Origin of the sequence: Marinomonas shanghaiensis (genome assembly GCF_003259175.1) — a bacterium.
GTDB lineage: Bacteria > Pseudomonadota > Gammaproteobacteria > Pseudomonadales > Marinomonadaceae > Marinomonas > Marinomonas shanghaiensis.
In genome coordinates this window covers 14,433-32,434 of the sequence record NZ_QGOK01000003.1, presented here as the reverse complement: position 1 = coordinate 32,434, position 18,002 = coordinate 14,433, and the positions used below count along the sequence as shown (strand labels likewise).

The window sequence follows — 18,002 nt, the reverse complement described above, 5'->3', positions numbered from 1 at the left end:
ATAAAAAGGGCTGATTTAATCAGCCCTTTTTATTTAGAATTTTTACAAAACAGTATTATTCATAACGACATAGGTAAGCGGTCATTTCCGTCACTTTCAATTGAAAGGTTTGGTTTGCCTCAACAATAAAAGTATCGCCTTTCCCAAACGTTTTCCAATCGTCTTGCGCTGGCAATTTTACCGTCAGCGCACCAGAGACAACGGTCATATACTCTCGTTGACTCGTACCAAATTCATAATCACCAATCGCCATCACACCAACAGTTGATGTGCCTTCCGCATTGTCCAATGCAATAGACTTTACTTGATCATTAAAATAGCTATTTACTTTTAACCCAGTGCTCATATACAAGTTCTCATTTCCGTTTTTAAAATATGTTTTTTCTTTCTACATTTCACAATATATCTATGTGTTTTTAGTGCCACCAACCATCTCTTCGATTATCCACTCTTTAAAAGCCGACATAGCAGAGGTAACTGAACGGCGCTTTTCATACACCAAATAAAAAGAACGATTAGTAATCAAATGCTGATTAAATAACACTTTAAGCGTCCCAGCTTCTATTTCTGGCATGATCAATTCGGGATCGGTTAATGAGATACCCAAGCCTTGAGCCGCAGCCCCAGCGGTTAATGAACCACTAGAAAACATCAAGCCACGACGGAATAGTTTTGGGTCAAGATCATGCTGCTGGAGCCAATCATGCCATTCATCTTTTCGTTTCGTGACATGCAAAAGCGGATAAAATCGCATGTCTTCAGGCTTAACAATAGGCTGATCAGGTTTTATCAAGCGAGGATTACAAACCGGGGCCAATCTTGCCGGGCGCAAATAATGCGCCTCTACGTCTTCCCAATCTCCACTACCAAAGTACACAGCCATATCTATGTCATTGGCAGAGAAATCAATCAACCCCGTGGAAGAACTAATTTCTATCTGAATATCAGGATAACGCTCTTGAAAACGCTCCATTCTGGGCATCAGCCAACGAGTCAGAAAAGCAGGGGCAACTGCTAATCGCAACGACCCAGACTTTTGTTTGCTCTTGAGCTCAGAGGTCGCGTTCTCCAACTGCTCAAAAATACTCTTTATTGGTTTTAAATACGACTCACCCGCTTCCGTTAAAATAACCTTACGTTTAGTACGCCGAAACAACTCAAGACCTAGAAAACTTTCCAAGCCTTTGATTTGATGACTAATCGCAGAAGGTGTTACAGACAATTCCTTGGCTGCTTTATTAAAACTGCCATGACGAGCGGCAGATTCAAAACACTTTAATGAATTTAATGGCGGCAAACGATTAATAAGCTCATCTCCAATAGATAAGAAAGGCAAAGAAAGATTTCTACACTTTCTCTAATCAATAGCGTGAAAATGGCTCACCTGTCAATTATTATAGTTCTGCGTTCACAATAATGTTACGCAATACTAATCAGATTACTCATCTTCATCACTGGTCACTTCCGATGTCGCAAAACGCTTAGGCGGTAATTTAAAAGCAGCAAAACCGTCCTGTTGATTATCATGGAAACGAGCTTTACCAGCTGGCTTTTTATTTGTCTTTTTAGGCGCTTTAGTTGGCGTTTTGACATTCCCCTTCTTCGTTTCTTGACGAACAGGTTTAGGTGGAAGTAAGCCCTTAAACGTCGGCTCGAGTCCTTCTATAGACTCGGCTATAAAGGTTTTTTGTAAGAAAGCTTCGATTGCTTTGAAATTCACCCAATCTTTTGGACCAACCAGCGAATAAGCATCGCCTTTAAAACCAGCACGTCCTGTACGCCCCGTTCTATGCACAAACTCTTCCGCTTGCTTTGGCAAATCAAAATTAAACACATGAGACACACTGGCAATATCCAAACCACGAGAAGCGACATCGGTACTGACCAATACATCAAACTGACCTTTGGCAAAACTTTCCATGGTTTTATTACGAGCGCTTTGAGAAAGGTTGCCATTTAAAGCCTGTGTACTTAGTCCCCACCCAGCAATCATTTCAGATAAACGCACGGTATCGCTTTTCGTAGCGGTAAAAATAATCGCTTGTTTAAGCGCTTGGCTCAATAATAAATGCTTTAGAAGCGCTTCTTTATGATCCAAGTGATCACACAACAACACATGCTGAGAAATATCCGTGTGCTCATCAAACCCCTGACCAACAGCAACACGCGAAGGCTCTCTTAATAATTCACCAGCAATGACACTGACTTCGGTATTATCCAGCGTCGCAGAGAAAAACAACGTCTGGCGCTGACGGTGACTGGCGGCCGCGTTAATGGCTCGCATGGCGTCAGCAAAGCCCAAATCCAACATGCGATCCGCTTCATCCAGAATAAGCAATTCAAGTCCTTCTAAAAAAACATGACGCTGCTTTAGGTGATCCACCAAACGACCTGGCGTCGCAACAATAAAATGTGGGTCTTTCTGCAATGACTTATGCTGATCGTTAAAGTTCTCACCACCTTGAATAAGAATAGAGGTAAAGCGACTACCTGCTAACAAGAGTCTTAGCTGACCAAATACTTGCTTGGCTAACTCACGAGTCGGAACCAGAACCACCACGCGAGGATCACGCTTAGATAAGGCTTTTTTCTTATAAACACGATGCAAAGCAGGCAAAAGATAGGCGAGCGTTTTTCCTGAACCTGTTTTTGATGACGCCAATAAGTCTCGCCCAGCCATAGCTTCTGGAATCGCACGAGCTTGAATTTCCGTTGCCTCATCAAACCCTAAATGGCCAATGGACTTTAAAATGCGATTATCAAAACCAAATTCTTCGAATAACAAACAAACACCCCTTTAAAAGTAAAAATATGACGCGATCAAGACGTCGCGTTGAATTCGCGCATTATAACCTAGACCACCCGAAATTCGTTATGTCTCTTGCATTAAAAGATAGCTTTTCCCCGCACTTATTATGCCCATACCGCTTCCCTCTGGCGCTGCAACCTGGGTAAGATACTCAGCAATAGCGTAAAACACATTTCGACCTACCAGTGCCTTCATGCCATAGCGCATGGAAACATAGGGCCGTTCTTCTTCCTTATAGAAATCCATCCACATATCGCAGTCAATCCCAAGCACTAAGACGTCCTCAGTTTGTGTCGTAAATTCTATCGCCCGACCATATTCCGTCTCAACCCATTGCCAACGGTTAATGAAAAAAGGCGCATCTTCCACTTGGATTCGAACTTTTTCAACAGGCGTCACTAAAAAGTGTTCACCGTTTTCAAACCACAGAATGCGGCTAAACATCGTTACCATCGAGGAACGTTTAATCTTACCGCCTTCATGACACCATTCGCCATTCGCTTTAATCACCATATCAATATCACCGCAAAAAGGGGGCGCCCAAGTATGAACGGGCGGCAAACCAGAAGCGGCTGCCTCAGAAAGGCCTTTTAACTCTATATTTGACATCAGTTTTCTCACTTACACTGAAGCTTAGCCTACTCAGTTTCAAATAAGATTAAAGACCTTCACTTCATCAATAATATTATTCAACTTGCAGGCAACGCCTTGAATTCATTTCACTGTTAGAATAGCCCTAACGAACAAACATCACGAGACGCAGAAACACATTATCTGCCTCGTCTATTTAGAGTGTGACATTATGAAATCGGAATTAGCAAGCAAGTTTCAAGACCCGAGTCGAGGCGTTTACTTTATTGGCACTACGCCACCAAAATCCTCTCTAGTAGAGGAGCAACTAGAGCAAGTCAGCCAAAAGCTGCTTGAGCGCCTTGAGAATATCGACGTCGATGGTTTGATCGTTTATGACATTCAAGATGAAACCAGCCGCATTGACAAACCACGCCCTTTTCCTTTTATGGAAACACACGATCCTCGCGCTTGGTCAAAACGCCTTCACCAACAATCAGGTAAACCCGTCATTACCTACAAGTCTGTCTCTTCACGCAGTTCAGAGGAGTTCTCTGGCTGGCTGACAGAAGCATGGGAAGAATACGGCATTCGCGATCTCGTATTGGTGGGCTCACCTTCTTCAACGGGCGATATTAAATTGCCCTTACCACACGCCTACGACACATTAAAAGCATCACCCCACGCGTTTAACTTAGGCGGTGTTACCATCGCAGAGCGACATGCAAAAAAAGGTGATGAACATTTACGTCTATTGAAAAAAACAGCATCTGGATGTGAATTTTTCATTTCGCAGGCTGTTTATAACCATCAAGCCACAGCAGACTTAATAAGCCGCTACGCCAGAACCTGCAAAGAAAAAGGCGAAACACCTAAACGCATCATTTTAACCTTCACCCCATGCGGCAGCGCAAAAACATTGGAATTCATGGAATGGTTAGGCATTTCCGTACCCGATGCCACTAAGCACCGTATTTTGGATGCACAAGCGCCGCTGGAAGAATCCATCAAGATTTGTCGCAATGCTTTAGAGCAAATCATTGAAACGGCACTGCCACTTGGTGTTCCACTCGGCTTGAACATCGAAAGTTTGACCAACCGTAAAGAAGAAATAGACGCTTCAATCAAGCTATATAAGCTGCTTAAAGCAACCTTAGATCTAAAATTGGCTGAACAGTCTCTTACTAGATAATCTTATTAAATAAGCCTATCCAGCACCGCAAGCACACGATCAATGGCAATATGCTGCATGGCTTTAGGGTCATGCACGCGTGTTGACCACGGCAATTCGGAGAGTGGCTTTTGATATTCTTTCGTAGCCAACTCTTCATACACACTCACGACGTTCTCTAAATCTCGATAAGGACCGGTTCGCTGGGGATTAGAATGCGCATACAAACCAAGAACGGGAGTCCCAACCAATGTTGCCATGTGTGCTGGCCCCGTATCAGGGCTAACGACCAATGACGCACCTTTTAATACTGACAGCATCATAGCCAAGGGTGTCTTACCAACCAAATTAATCACTTGATCAGATCGGTTTGCAATAATCGCCTGAGCAAAGATGGCGTCGGCCGAAGAAGGCCCACCTGTCACTACAGGACAAATACCTTTTATCAATAAGCGCTCAATGACCGCTTGATACCCTTCTACCGTCCAGTTTCTCTCCGACTTCGACGCTGAAGGGTTAATCACCACATAACGTTCAGGCAGTTTTAAGTTCGCATCAGGCAAGACCAATTCACATGGCAATACTGGCGACGTCACGCCCAGCACACTTGCAATGGACAAAAAAGAATCTAAAACGTGTTCTCCTTTAGGCTCAGGCGCGTATTCATTAACGAACCAATGCTGTTTCTCACGAGAATGAGAGAGCGCAAAACCAATACGCCTTTTTGCTTTTATTGTACGAGACACTAGACTCGCCCTTAGAGACCACTGCAAATGCAGTAAAACATCAAACGTTTGGTCACGAAATAGCGAGCGCAATGCCAGCAGTCCAGACAAACCACTTTTTTTGTCATAAACCACCACACGCACACCCTCTAACAAACGCACTAAATTGGCCTCCAAAGGCGACGTTACCCAAGTCACCTGTACAGTTGGATTAGACTTTATAATGGCTTGCACCACCGCCATGGCATGACACACATCTCCCAACGCGGATAATCTAACCACGGCCAAATGTTGGACTGGCGTTTCCTGTAATGACTCTTGCTGCATGCGTTCCTCATAGGGCTGCTTAAACGTGGCAAGTATTATAGAATAGTCCCCCTTGAATGTGTCCTAATTTGTAGACGCGATAAAGACCATCCTATGTAAAGCGAGCAAAATGCCAGAAGCCATCAGAATATCGCCCAGTATGACACTCTTAAAAAGTGACCAGACATTGCCATTATCAAGCACTTGGTTTGACCCAAGGTTCTGGCAATCACAACAAGCATTAATCGGTACAGGCAATGGCCGAGGCGCTGTCTGGTTTATTAACAGTCAATTTGGACAGTTTGTCATACGACGTTATCGTCGCGGCGGACTGATCGCAAAATTTAATAAAAGCCATTTTTTCTTTACGGGACAAAAAAACACTCGCCCATGGCTTGAACTGAGCTTATTAGAATATATGTGCTCAATAGGATTACCGGTTCCTCGACCTATCGGTGGCTTATATACCCTCAATAAAGGCTTTTATCGAGGTGAGCTATTAACGCAGACCATCGAAAACGCACAGGATCTTTTTGATATAATCAAAACAGGGAACAGCACCACTGTAAACTGGCAAGAAATAGGGGCCGTCGTGAAACGCTTCCACGACGAAGGCATTTACCACTCTGACTTAAATTGTCACAACATCATGGTCGATCAAAACGGCAAGGTTTGGCTGATTGATTTCGACAAGTGCGAACAAAGAACACACAACACACAATGGAAACAAGCCAATATCGACCGCTTAAAGCGATCGTTGGATAAGGAATCCAATCTCTATACTCAATTCAATGTTTCCGATGCGCAGTGGCGCACCTTTTTGGAAGGCTATCATGGCTAAAAAAATATCAACTCTAGACAAAAGCATTACTCATTACCTTGGCCCAAAACACTGGTTAAGCTGGTTTGCGATGGGAATCGCTTACGCACTGAGTTTTTTGCCTTGGGCACTACAACAGAAACTTGGTAAATATCTTGGTCGTACACTTCATGCCATTGCTAAGAGACGTCGACACATCTGCGATGTTAACTTAAAAATATGCTATCCAGATATGAACGAGACCGATAGAAAAGCTCTGACTAAGGCACATTTTGAAAGTATGGGCAAAGGCACTATCGAGACGTTCTCATCTTGGTTCCAAGGCCCTAGCAAATTCCAGTCTCGTGTTACCTTTGAAGGCCAAGAAGTGATAGACAGCGTCTTAGCGAAAGGACGAGGCTGCATATTAATAAGTGGTCACTTTTCCTCATTGGATATTTGTGGCAGTCAAATGCCCCGCTTTGTCGATGCTCATCCCATTTACAAATTACAAACCAATCCTGTTATGAATTGGGTGATGGAGCGTCAACGGAAAGCCATTTTCTCCAAAACCATTGAACGTACAAACATGCGAGAAGTGCTGAAATCACTCAAACAAAACAAAGCCGTCTGGTACGCAGTTGATCAAGATTACGGCCGCAGAAACTCTGTCTTCGCGCCTTTCTATGGCAGACAATGTGCCACCATTGCTCATATTGGTCGCATCGCAAATATGACCAATGCGCCAGTAGTGCTTTATGATTACGGCAGAACAGAAAATGGCTATCACCTTAGTTTGACTGAAGTGGAAAACTACCCTAGCCAAGATGATGTTGAAAACGCGACAAGAATAAATGAGCTGATGCAAGCCGTTATTGAGCCAAAAAAAGAGCAATATTATTGGTCACACAGACGCTTTAAAACACAACCTGTCGCGGGCGATCCGTCACCATACGATCAGTAAAAAAAAAGCCACTGAGCAAAGTTCAGTGGTTTTTTTATCGGCTATTGCTTTTGAAAGCTTAAAAACTGTCTCTAATCTCAGCCATTAGGCGTAGGGATTTCAATCTCGCTTCCGCATCATGGATTGGCATGGAGACAATAAGCTCATCCACATTCGTTAATTCTAGAAAACTCATCAATTGAAACGCGACGCTTTCTTTAGACCCCACCATGGCATACTGCAACATATGATCAACCATGTGCTTTTCACTTGGTGACCAAATATTGTTCATAGTATCGACAGGCTTTGCAAAAGGCACATTTCGGTTACGACGCAAATTAACAAATTGCTGCTGAGCCGACGTGAACAAGTACTTTGCCTCTTCATCCGTATCCGCCACGACAGCCATCACACCCGCCATGGTATAAGGCTTGGCAAGCTGTTCAGACGCTTTGAAGTTTCGACGGTAGACCGTCAACGCTTGAATCAATTGATCCGGTGCGAAGTGCGACGCAAAAGAATAAGGCAAACCAAACTCGGCTGCCACTTGAGCGCTATACAGACTTGATCCCAACATCCAAAGGGGGACATTCGTATTGTAACCAGGAACCGCCATCACACCTTGAACGCTCTGACCAAGCAAGCGCTGCAATTCTAAAACATCGTCTGGATAACTATCGACAGAGGCTTCCATGTTGCGACGCAAAGCACGTGCCGTCTGCATGTCCGTCCCCGGCGCTCGACCCAACCCCAAATCCACTCGGCCAGGATACAATTCCGCCAAGGTACCAAACTGCTCCGCAATCACTAATGGAGAATGATTGGGCAGCATAACACCACCTGAACCGATACGAATCGTGGAGGTGGCCGCCCCAATATAAGACAACACCACAGATGTCGCGGAACTAGCAACGCCTGCCATACCATGGTGCTCAGCCAACCAAAAACGTGCGAATTGATTTTCCTCTGCAGCAATGGCCATTCGACGACTCATCTTCAAAGAATCAGCAACAGAGTACCCCTCTGCAACAGGGGCTAAATCAAGAATAGAAAAAGGAATCATAATGCTTACCCAATAATCAGGTTATAAAGAACATAACCGCTATTTGGGAGCATTTCGACAGAGAACAAGCCAACAATCATGCACAAAATGCAGAAGCGCTGCCAACCCATTCTAATAAAAGCCAACAACGCTCCAACACTCTTAGCAAAAAAAACAACGCCTCTATCTATTTTCTAAGCGATTATAATCCAGTATACCGCTCTCTCTGGGGCGATCTATCGCGTTTAGATTACCGATTGCATCACTGACGAACCAAAAATTAGGATGCGTTCTACGGATACCAAAGCTATCAAGAAGACTTGAGTAGTCCGCTTGTGTTTTAAGATTCGCCACCTGATCTGCCCAGGCAATCAGTTCACTTTCTTCTACCTGCATTAAAACGTTCGGATAATCGCCCAGCACACCTTTTACCAAGGTAACACCATCCTCTTCCGGCAATCGAGCCGCCTCTTCATCCAGCAAGCTTGATATATTGGCGTGGGCTTTATTGTGTATCATACTAATCACTTCCAACGGTACGCCTTGTTGTGTCACCAACACAGTAGCCACATTAGGCAAGTGCACCAAACCACCGCCACGGACAGACTGAAGTCGATACAAGGCTTTAATTTGTTCCGCTGATAACTTGCTCTGCTCTAAGTCATAACCATGATCCAACACTGCAGCCAGCTTGTGTCTGAGTTTCTCATACAACTCAGACTGATGATCGTCTGTGCTGTATTCGATTTGAGATTGACTATCCACTTTTATGTAATCGCTGAAAATATAATCTTTGATGGTTTGATTGGCATCTCGATACCAATATTGTCGGATGGACTCACGATCTTCTTTGGGCAGCAGAAGCAAGAAATTCATTTCCCCTTCCATTCGTAAGAAATCCATATACAAGCGAGTCACTAATTGATGACCCACATTGCCATACACATCAAATCCAGCCACTAACAAATAATGAATACGCTCCAATAAAGGGTAATCGATAACCCAAGCCGTTTTAGGGTGCTGACCCACCATCCCTTTTACGACAGAGGCATTATCGAAGTGACGAAAAACCGTTAACGCGGCATTTTGATTATTTCCATCGCCATCCCAGATAACACTCAAATCTAAAGGAATCGTCTTGCCAACTTCTGTTTCAATCAATGCTGCCTTAGCAGACAAATAAGATTTCTGTTGCTCAGAAAACGTCACCCAAGACGTAGGTAACAAGGTGTTACTTGACCCAATTGCGGGCAAATCTAAGTTCTGTACTTGATCTTCTAAATAATCAGCAGACCCTTTGTTGTAAGCAATCTCAGGGTCCAGAAAATACACCCAAAACTGCTCATTAATAACATTCACAGCAACCTGCCCACGGCAAACAGGCCCCTTAATAAAAGACATGATGGTTTTTTGTGAATGATCTAACAGGAAACGGTAACGCCCGTAAGCAGGAATGTCACGGAAAGCTTTAAACGGGTTCGTCGCGACTTCAGGTGCATAACCTGGATCTCTAGTAACCGTATAATCCTCTCCATAAAAATAAGACTGCCAACGAGCGTATCGCGCCTCATCTAACTGCATAGGAATATGATTTTTTTGAACCTTGACTTCAGGGTCGGCCCAGAGTCGGTAATACACATGCTCCACACCCGGCGCATCATAAGGACGACGCGTGGCAATGCGATCAATCGGCTCTCCTGGTGGCGTTTTAGAACGCACTAACTGGAAACGAAACGCCTCACTTTCATCAGATCCCCCCTCACCCAAATAAAGGCTATACAAATAAAGATGCTCGTAAATATATCGTGAAACCAATCTTCCTTTGAGATCGTCACCATTCAACCGCGACTCCCACAGAGCTACTTGTTGCTGCAGTTTAGCGGGCAAAGGCTTGGCCTCGGGCATTTTACCGCCTTGCGCTAACCACCGAGTTAACACATCGTATTCATTGTTACTTAACGCAGGCAGACCATAAGGCATCCCCCAATTAGGGTAATCTCTTTCAAATTGCTGATATTCTTCAATACCAACACACTGCTGATCACGAGCAAGTGAGAAATCATAGCTGTCAGGTAAAATCGGTTGGGTAAAATCTCCCTGTTTCTTGCGTAGGGCAACCGCACGATACAATAAGCTACCTTGCAAATTTGCTGACGGAGATTGCTCACGTTCGTTTAAAACAGGATGAAATCCTTTTGCCCGCCATTCATCTGTACTTTTTGCATCAATAAACAAACGCGTTGGAGAGGACGCCAATAAGCGAGTACCATCATAAACAAGCTCTTTCGAACCTCCACGCTCAATCCCACCTACGGCCGTCAACTTCAACTGACAAGGCGCATCGTAACAAGCGTGACAAGACACACAACGGCTGTCTAAGATAGGCCTTACTTGCTCATTATAAAAAACCGCCTCTTCTTCACTCACATCAGCAGCACGATTAGCCGCATTCTGCGCGCCAAAAGCATTATCGAATTGATGAGTGGCGTAAGCCGCGCAACCAGAAACGAGTATTATCACTAAAAGAAGGGTTACCCATCGAGACATAAAAAAGCTTCCTATTTTTCTATTTCGTTTCATTCGCACAACACGTCACCCAAAACCGTCACCATCACTTAATAGAACAACATAAATACAACAATATAAATAAAAAAACGCCCGTTAAGGCGTTTTTACTATGAAATAGAAAAAGAGTAGGTCACTAATCTTCGTCTACAATACCGTCGTCAGGGTATTCGTCCGAACGTTCGTAGGCATCATCGCCCATGGCGTCATTCGCTAGTAACAACGCATCTTCATAAGCGCCACCGAATTCAATACGCGTTATATCGTACAGATCGTATTCAAAGGTATCGTCAAACCAACGGGCATCAGAGCCAATTTCTTCTAGCTCGTACGTCACTGCATCAGCACGAACAACACGGCCGATTTCGCAACTGTCAGGCTCCACCTCTTCACGGTGCAAGGTAACGAGCCCAAACTCTTCACTGATGTCAATCAGCAACACCGCCAAGTCATCAAGCTCTACTTCAGGATCCGTTACTACTTCGCCGCGAAGCTCTAAGACTTTCTTTTGAAAATCATTAAAGGGAGCAGGGTGAGCAAAGTCGCTAATATCTTCCAAAAAGAGGATTTGGTAGCCATTAAGACGAACACTGTCATCCACCAATTGGAGCAAAACCATTTCTTCGTTGGCATCCACAACAAAACCGTCAGTCCAGCTATCTGGTCCATCCAATTCCTCACGAAAAATGCGAACAACATTATTTCGAGTGCGGGCTTTTTCCAATTCGATGAGCATATCGGCTCCCTAAAAACGTAAAAAATAAACAAGCACTAGTGTAAACCCAGCCAGCGCAAGGAACAACTACCCTAACACGTTAAGGCTATTGTAGTACTTCGTGCCAATTTTCAATTAAATCAATTAAGTCGTCTAAACCACATTCCGCTTGAATACCATCGGTCGAAGTTTGATAGAAGCTTTCTTGACTATCAAACATCGCCTTTATCTCTTCTTCGGCTGAATCTAGGTCTATCTGCCTCGAAACTGAGACGCCCTCTTCACTTAACACAACATCAAAAGGACCGTGTTTAAACTCCGTCACTTCTTTCGCTGTTTCCGCTAAACGAGCCGCCATCAGCACCCGCTGAATACTCTCCAAATCCCGCACATATTCGGAAACCCATTCGCCAATGGCGGCAAACTCGTATCCCGTATAAATACGATAAACATTTTCGTCCTGATCAAAGGCAATTTCATAATCCATGACCGTGAACCTCACTGTTTGTCATCTGTGTTCTCATCTTGCTTAATAGTTTGAGCCTGATCGGTTAATTCAGTTTGATCCATTACTTGCGCATCCCGATAAGCTCGATTACTCGCCTGTTGTCGTTGCGGCACAGCTGCCGCCAACCTTGCTTGTCGTTCGGCTTCTTTTTTCGCTTTTGCTTCTTCAACCAAACGTTCTTCGTGCGCAATCATTTCCGGTGTTTCCATGACATAAGGCCCTATCGCACCGGTTCTAACATCATTCAAAAAGACTTCTGCCGCTTTGTGCATGTCGACTTTACCACCAGCCCGTAACGCCCCGCGCTTGGAACCAATAACTTTGAGCACCTCGTAGGGGTCCGCTGAAATCTCTTTTAACTTATAACGCGTCACAAGAGAGTCTAAATAGTCGGCAATAAAAAACGTCAAACCCACCAAGGCAACGTCTTCATAATTAATAGCGGTAGCACGAACGGCACCCGTAACAGCCAAGCGATAACTGGCATCAGGGTTTTCAATTTTCGGCCATAAAATACCCGGCGTATCCAATATCTGAAAACCATTCGTCACTTTCAGCTTTTGTTGCGACTTTGTCACCGCGGGTTCGTCACCTACTTTTGCAACACGACGTCCTAATAAAGCATTCATCAAACTCGACTTACCAACATTGGGAATACCGGCAATCATGGCTCGAATCGGCTTTTCAGCACTGCCTCTGTGGGGAACCATTTGGCTCACCCATTGGCTGACTTTCGCCACGTCGGCTTTATCCAAAGTGGAAAACGGATGCGCTAACACCGTTTCACTGCCACGCCAGTGCTCTAACCATAAGTCTAGACGAGATTTGTCCGCTAAATCTTTTTTATTCAGCAACCGCAGTACGGGGACATCACCACGCAAGGTATTAAGCATAGGATTTTGACTGGAATCAGGAATGCGGGCATCCAACACTTCAATCACGATGTCTACTTGCGTCATGACCTCTTCGATTTCTCGACGCGCTTTATTCATGTGCCCTGGATACCACTGAACGCTCAACCTAACACTCCCATTTTAACCAAGTCTTTTTCGGTGGCGGATTCTACCATAAGTTCTTCTCAAGATAGAGAAAATACTCTTTAATTTAAGTAACACACTTTAATCTGATCCAAATCAAGGCGACACATAACAAACGCCCTATACTCCTTCACTCCATATAAACGAAAGCAAAGAATCTGCACTGAGCTTACAACGTTTATATGGTTGTTCTCTCGATCGGATCGCAGTGATTTGCGTCACGAATCGATCCATTTAACCGAGGCTGTGTGTGGCCTCGGTTTTTTTCATTGTTTTTTCATACCACGTTTTTTACTTCTTGCTGCACATAGTCAAGCAAGTCAGGATACAAGCGCAAAAATGGCGCCTCTGCTTGTGCAATGACAGCAGGCAATTCATCCACAAAGCCCTGTAAATGAGCGCCATGCTGCCAACGCCGCATGATAGAGTGAATCGCCTTCTCAACCCCTTCTTGGGTACCTAGATTAGACAACCAATTTTCACGCTCTAAAGAGTGAATCATATTTTTTAAACGGTCAGGGCTTCGCTCCTTGTCCTGCACCAACCCCAGAACGGCCTGTTCACAAAATGCTGGCAAAGCTTGGGAGCTAAAATCTTGCCAATATTGAATTAACCAATAATCCATCACGATGTCTTGCACTATCCCAGCAAATCGACGACGCCCCTTTCGTTCCATCGAACGAAACAACACACTGGCTTCATGCTGATCCACCATCACATCGACTTTTTGATGCAATCGCCAGCCCGCCAGTAAGTCTGCATCTAAATTTGTCGGCTCGACAGGAAAATCTCCTAACAAATTGCCAACCCAAGAAGTGTGAGTGATTGAGGCAATGTGCAGATGCGCAAAATAATTCATATTTACCTATCACGTTGATCAGATCATCCAAATAGAACACATTTCGCACTTAATATGACAAAACAAAATAGTCTTACTGTCTTTTTACTCATTTTTTTGCAAAAATGCAGAGTGGTCTATATGGTCAGGATTTCCGCTCGACTACCTAAACTGTGTCAATATGGTTTGATAAAAACACACTATCGTCTTCTGTAAGCCATACCCAATAAAGAGACAGAGAGAATGAAAATAAAGGTTATTATAGCTTGTTGCTTAGCGCTCATATTATGGAACAAGGCGGCAGCTACAACACTCAGAATGGCGTTTGACGCAGATCCTGTTTCATTGGATCCACATGAACAGCTGTCTGAAAGTACCTTACAGTTTTCTCATCTTGTTTTCGATCCACTGTTGCGGTGGAAGCAAAACGGTCAGTTCGAGCCTCGTTTAGCCACAAAATGGCAGCGCCTCGATGCTCAAACCATGCGTTTTTACCTACGTAAGGATGTTACTTTTAGCAATGGTAATACCTTCTCGGCAAAAGACGTGGTTTACACCATTCAACGCTTAAAGAGATCCCCGGATTTTCGAGCAATGTTCGACACCATAGACTCGGTCTCCATGGTTGACGAATATACCGTTGATGTCCATACCACTTATACGAATCCCTTGTTACTTAACATAATGACCTATGTTTTCCCCCTTGATAAAGCATTTTACCAAGGCCATGACGAAATCATTAAATATGGCGAAACGTTTGCCTCCAGCAATGTGTCCGGCACAGGTCCTTTCATACTGATTAATCGCGAGCTGGGCAGCCGTATGGAACTTAAACGCAACCCCAATTACTGGGATAAAGATACCGTTGGCAATGTCGACCATATTATCCTAACGCCCATTCATGCGGACTCGACTAGACTGGCTGCATTGCTTTCTGGTGATGTGGATTTTATTTTCCCCGTATCACCTATAGACATGGAACGCACCAAGAAAATGCCAGGAATACAATTGGTAACCCTGCCGAGTACACGTATTTTATTGCTGCACATGAACCAAAAACGCCGTGTAGAATTCCAAGATGTTAGAGTCAGGAAAGCCATCAACCTAGCCATCAACAAACCACTCATTGTGGAAAAAATCCTAAAAGGTTATGCCACACCCGCTGGTCAGTTAAGTCCTGATCGATTTTTGGGGCACATTAATGACCTAGAGCCTGAATACAATGTCTCTAAGGCGCTGGATTTGATGAAGCAGGCAGGCTACGAAAAAGGTTTTCGTATCAGCATGATGGCACCAAACAACCGCTACATGAATGATGAAAAAGTCGCTCAAGCTATTACAGCGATGCTGGCTCGCATCAATATCACGGTGGATTTAAAAACACTGCCTAAAGCACAATACTTTAAAGAGTTTGATAACCGCAGTGCCGATATGATGATGCTGGGTTGGCAATCAGACACCATGGATTCAAACAACTTATTTGAATTTATTATCGCCTGTGCGGATGCCAAAACAGGCCTAGGCGCTTATAATGCCAGCGAATATTGCCAGCCCAGTATCGACGATGATATTCGCCAAGCAAATCGAGAAATGAACCCTGAAAGACGCTTGCGTCTTTTACAACAAATAGAAAAAACGCTCGACAAGGATGCAGCCGTTGTTCCGCTGTATTGGCAATCGCTCATTTGGGCGGCAAAAGACAATGTCAAAATACAAGACATAGTGAATGACCAAAACTACCCACATTTAGGCGATTTATTCATTGAAACACCGTAAACATCCAAAATATGTTGCGGGATTATGTGTTCAAAAAGTAATGAAAAAAATGACAATAGCAAAGACAAAAAGGAATAACATTCTCCCATGAGACCTCTGCACGATGTCACGAGCGAAGCCAAGATGAGGCAAGAACAGACGAAAAAGCGGACACCTACATGGGTGCTGGTGTTAGAGCGACGCAGAAAGCCAAAGCCGAGTCCATGGGTTATAAATGAGCATTTTGAGTCTGTTTTTAACAAAGTATTGGAGAGCGCAGTAATCGTGAAAGGTCTCATTCCATGTTGATTTTTTTGCTCCGTCGCTTGGTGCAGGCTTGTTTTGTTATGATCATTATCAGCATCATCAGCTTTGCCATACAAGACAAACTAGGCGACCCAGTGCAGCAAATGGTTGGTATGACAGTATCGCCAGAAGAGCGCAATCAACTTCGCAATGAACTGGGCTTAAACGATGGTTTCTTTAGCCAATATTGGCGCTTTGCCAAGGGTGCTATTCACGGTGACTTAGGCACATCCTATTACTACAAAGAGCCAGCCTTAGATGTCATTCTTAACAAACTACCAGCTACACTAGAGCTGGCCTTTTGCGCCATCTTAATCATTATTTTTGTTGCCACTCCCTGCGGTGTTTTAGCGGCAATTAAACCCAGACACCTACTCTCCCGTTTGTTAATGATTGTTAGCTCTATTGGGCTCTCTGTGCCTATTTTCATCGTTGCCATTCTGATGGTCTATGTTTTTTCCATTGAACTGAATATGGCGCCCAGCTTTGGAAGAGGCCAAACCACAGAAATTTTTGGTTTATGGCACAGCGGTCTTTTTACAAAGGATGGTTTAAAACACTTACTTCTTCCTAGCCTGTCCCTTGCCATTGCCTTAATGCCTATTTTCGTTCGCTTAATCCGAGCCGAAATGATGGAGGTTTTGCAATCAGAATACATACGCTTTGCTTGGTCAAAAGGCCTATCAGCACCACGCATATATTTTAAGCATGCCCTTAAAAACACCATGCTACCCGTTATCACCGTCGGCGGCATCCAAGCCGGCACCTTGGTTGCTTACACCATTTTGACCGAAACCATTTTCCAATGGCCTGGCATGGGATTTCTATTCATGGACGCCGTTAACCGAGTCGATACCCCACTTGTTTCCGCTTATTTGATTGTTGTCGGAGGCATATTTGTCATTACCAACACTTTGGTGGATTTAATCTATGGTTTAGTCAACCCTACCGTACGCTTAGCGAGTCATGGATTATGAAGTACACCAAAAAAGACTTTATTCATCCCATTCCTGGCAGTCGCTGGCATCATGTTTGGTCAGGGTTTGTCGGCGACAAACTGGCCATTTTGGCGTTAATTATTTTTCTATTTTACTGCCTTGTTGCGTTATTGGCTCCGTTGGTTGCCCCTTTCGATATTGCCGATCCCGCTTTTATGGATCTCATGAACGCCGAGATTGCACCGAGCTGGATAAGCGGAGACGAACGCTTTTTATTGGGTACCGATGCGCAAGGACGTGATCTCTTATCTGTCATTTTATACGGCACACGACTGTCCTTAACAATCGGCATTTGTGCGGTATTGATCCAAGCGACTCTCGGCATCTGTATTGGCTTAATTGCAGGGTATTTGGGCGGACGCATTGATAATTTTTTAATGCGTTGCGCGGACATTCAGCTGTCCTTCTCTAACATGATGGTGGCAATTGTATTTTTGGCCATTTTTCAGTCTCTGTTTGGTATTGCGCTATACCAACAACTTGCCATGATCATCTTGATATTGGTGATCGGGTTAACTGAATGGCCACTTTTTGCACGCACCATTCGCGCCTCCGTGTTAGCCGAAAAACAAAAGGAATACGTTGATGCCGCTCGCGTAATGGGTATTAGCTCTAAGCGCATCATGTTTCGCCATATCCTACCAAATACCTTGTCACCCATTTTAGTTATTTTCACTGTGCAAATTGCCAATGCCATCGTCGCCGAAGCCGCTTTGTCTTTTTTAGGGTTGGGAATGCCTGCCACAGAACCTTCTCTTGGCTCATTAATATCCGCAGGCTTCGCGTATATGTTTGCTGGTTCTTGGTGGATTTGCGTGATCCCCAGCATCACGTTAATTATCTTGATTTTGGTCATGAATCTACTCGGTGATTGGTTACGCGACCATCTAAACCCTAGGACGTACAAAGACTAAA

General features: G+C 44.2%; 17 protein-coding genes. 6 read left to right on the top strand and 11 right to left on the bottom strand.

What is annotated here, in order from left to right:
• Positions 1-55: 55 nt before the first annotated feature.
• The 4 genes from ppnP to DKT73_RS00410 form a co-directional block, all read right to left on the bottom strand.
• The gene (ppnP, locus tag DKT73_RS00425; RefSeq protein WP_111636655.1) at positions 56-346 is read right to left on the bottom strand and encodes a pyrimidine/purine nucleoside phosphorylase; all 291 of its coding nucleotides are present in this window, start codon (positions 344-346) and stop codon (positions 56-58) included.
• A gap of 60 nt (positions 347-406) precedes the next feature.
• Positions 407-1,336, bottom strand: a complete 930-nt coding sequence (gene gcvA, locus DKT73_RS00420; protein WP_232827746.1) for a transcriptional regulator GcvA — start codon at positions 1,334-1,336, stop codon at positions 407-409.
• 102 nt (positions 1,337-1,438) lie between these two features.
• Positions 1,439-2,785, bottom strand: a complete 1,347-nt coding sequence (locus DKT73_RS00415) for a DEAD/DEAH box helicase (protein ID WP_111636654.1) — start codon at positions 2,783-2,785, stop codon at positions 1,439-1,441.
• A gap of 87 nt (positions 2,786-2,872) precedes the next feature.
• Positions 2,873-3,418 carry a DUF1285 domain-containing protein gene (locus DKT73_RS00410; protein ID WP_111636653.1) on the bottom strand — a complete coding sequence of 182 codons (546 nt, stop codon included), beginning with the start codon at positions 3,416-3,418 and terminating at the stop codon, positions 2,873-2,875.
• A 193-nt stretch (positions 3,419-3,611) separates the two neighbouring features.
• Here DKT73_RS00410 and DKT73_RS00405 point away from each other — a divergent pair, with 193 nt between their 5' ends.
• Positions 3,612-4,571 (top strand): hypothetical protein, encoded by a 960-nt coding sequence (locus DKT73_RS00405; RefSeq protein WP_111636652.1) that lies wholly within the window; start codon positions 3,612-3,614, stop codon positions 4,569-4,571.
• A gap of 5 nt (positions 4,572-4,576) precedes the next feature.
• Here the strand turns inward: DKT73_RS00405 and DKT73_RS00400 are convergent, their stop codons facing one another.
• Positions 4,577-5,602, bottom strand: a complete 1,026-nt coding sequence (locus DKT73_RS00400; RefSeq protein WP_111636651.1) for a glycosyltransferase family 9 protein — start codon at positions 5,600-5,602, stop codon at positions 4,577-4,579.
• A 109-nt stretch (positions 5,603-5,711) separates the two neighbouring features.
• On the opposite strand from DKT73_RS00400, the gene DKT73_RS00395 reads away from it, so the two are divergent.
• Positions 5,712-6,422 (top strand): 3-deoxy-D-manno-octulosonic acid kinase, encoded by a 711-nt coding sequence (locus DKT73_RS00395; protein WP_111636650.1) that lies wholly within the window; start codon positions 5,712-5,714, stop codon positions 6,420-6,422.
• Entirely contained in the window at positions 6,415-7,344 is a 930-nt protein-coding gene (locus DKT73_RS00390; RefSeq protein WP_111636649.1) for a lysophospholipid acyltransferase family protein, read from the top strand. Before DKT73_RS00395 ends, DKT73_RS00390 begins: the two co-directional genes overlap by 8 nt.
• A 58-nt stretch (positions 7,345-7,402) precedes the next feature.
• Here DKT73_RS00390 and DKT73_RS00385 read toward each other — a convergent pair whose 3' ends face one another.
• From DKT73_RS00385 to DKT73_RS00360, 6 genes are all read right to left on the bottom strand, one after another.
• Positions 7,403-8,386: an LLM class flavin-dependent oxidoreductase gene (locus DKT73_RS00385; RefSeq protein WP_111636648.1), complete on the bottom strand. Its 984-nt coding sequence runs from the start codon at positions 8,384-8,386 to the stop codon at positions 7,403-7,405.
• Positions 8,387-8,548: 162 nt separating this feature from the next.
• Positions 8,549-10,912, bottom strand: a complete 2,364-nt coding sequence (locus DKT73_RS00380) for a fatty acid cis/trans isomerase (RefSeq protein WP_111636647.1) — start codon at positions 10,910-10,912, stop codon at positions 8,549-8,551.
• A gap of 154 nt (positions 10,913-11,066) precedes the next feature.
• A complete protein-coding gene (locus DKT73_RS00375; RefSeq protein WP_111636646.1) occupies positions 11,067-11,666 on the bottom strand; it encodes a hypothetical protein in 600 nt (199 codons plus the stop codon).
• Between the two features lie 85 nt (positions 11,667-11,751).
• Positions 11,752-12,132, bottom strand: a complete 381-nt coding sequence (locus DKT73_RS00370) for a YacL family protein (RefSeq protein WP_111636645.1) — start codon at positions 12,130-12,132, stop codon at positions 11,752-11,754.
• An 11-nt stretch (positions 12,133-12,143) separates the two neighbouring features.
• A complete protein-coding gene (ylqF, locus tag DKT73_RS00365; protein ID WP_111636644.1) occupies positions 12,144-13,172 on the bottom strand; it encodes a ribosome biogenesis GTPase YlqF in 1,029 nt (342 codons plus the stop codon).
• Positions 13,173-13,467: 295 nt separating this feature from the next.
• Entirely contained in the window at positions 13,468-14,049 is a 582-nt protein-coding gene (locus tag DKT73_RS00360) for an acyl carrier protein phosphodiesterase (RefSeq protein ID WP_111636643.1), read from the bottom strand.
• A 222-nt stretch (positions 14,050-14,271) separates the two neighbouring features.
• Here DKT73_RS00360 and DKT73_RS00355 point away from each other — a divergent pair, with 222 nt between their 5' ends.
• From DKT73_RS00355 to DKT73_RS00340, 3 genes are all read left to right on the top strand, one after another.
• The gene (locus tag DKT73_RS00355) at positions 14,272-15,804 is read left to right on the top strand and encodes an ABC transporter substrate-binding protein (RefSeq protein WP_111636642.1); all 1,533 of its coding nucleotides are present in this window, start codon (positions 14,272-14,274) and stop codon (positions 15,802-15,804) included.
• A gap of 281 nt (positions 15,805-16,085) precedes the next feature.
• Entirely contained in the window at positions 16,086-17,066 is a 981-nt protein-coding gene (locus DKT73_RS00345; RefSeq protein WP_111636640.1) for an ABC transporter permease, read from the top strand.
• A complete protein-coding gene (locus DKT73_RS00340; RefSeq protein WP_111636639.1) occupies positions 17,063-18,001 on the top strand; it encodes an ABC transporter permease in 939 nt (312 codons plus the stop codon). The genes DKT73_RS00345 and DKT73_RS00340 overlap by 4 nt, the downstream gene beginning before the upstream one ends.
• Position 18,002 lies beyond the last annotated feature (1 nt).

Coding starts and splice junctions, on each gene's coding strand:
- DKT73_RS00360 (WP_111636643.1), bottom strand. CDS start 14,049: ATGAATTATTTTGCGCATCTGCACATTGCCTCAATCACTCACACTTCT.
- DKT73_RS00395 (WP_111636650.1), top strand. CDS start 5,712: ATGCCAGAAGCCATCAGAATATCGCCCAGTATGACACTCTTAAAAAGT.
- DKT73_RS00355 (WP_111636642.1), top strand. CDS start 14,272: ATGAAAATAAAGGTTATTATAGCTTGTTGCTTAGCGCTCATATTATGG.
- DKT73_RS00405 (WP_111636652.1), top strand. CDS start 3,612: ATGAAATCGGAATTAGCAAGCAAGTTTCAAGACCCGAGTCGAGGCGTT.
- DKT73_RS00370 (WP_111636645.1), bottom strand. CDS start 12,132: ATGGATTATGAAATTGCCTTTGATCAGGACGAAAATGTTTATCGTATT.
- DKT73_RS00345 (WP_111636640.1), top strand. CDS start 16,086: ATGTTGATTTTTTTGCTCCGTCGCTTGGTGCAGGCTTGTTTTGTTATG.
- ppnP (WP_111636655.1), bottom strand. CDS start 346: ATGAGCACTGGGTTAAAAGTAAATAGCTATTTTAATGATCAAGTAAAG.
- DKT73_RS00375 (WP_111636646.1), bottom strand. CDS start 11,666: ATGCTCATCGAATTGGAAAAAGCCCGCACTCGAAATAATGTTGTTCGC.
- DKT73_RS00390 (WP_111636649.1), top strand. CDS start 6,415: ATGGCTAAAAAAATATCAACTCTAGACAAAAGCATTACTCATTACCTT.
- DKT73_RS00400 (WP_111636651.1), bottom strand. CDS start 5,602: ATGCAGCAAGAGTCATTACAGGAAACGCCAGTCCAACATTTGGCCGTG.
- DKT73_RS00340 (WP_111636639.1), top strand. CDS start 17,063: ATGAAGTACACCAAAAAAGACTTTATTCATCCCATTCCTGGCAGTCGC.
- DKT73_RS00380 (WP_111636647.1), bottom strand. CDS start 10,912: ATGTCTCGATGGGTAACCCTTCTTTTAGTGATAATACTCGTTTCTGGT.
- DKT73_RS00410 (WP_111636653.1), bottom strand. CDS start 3,418: ATGTCAAATATAGAGTTAAAAGGCCTTTCTGAGGCAGCCGCTTCTGGT.
- DKT73_RS00385 (WP_111636648.1), bottom strand. CDS start 8,386: ATGATTCCTTTTTCTATTCTTGATTTAGCCCCTGTTGCAGAGGGGTAC.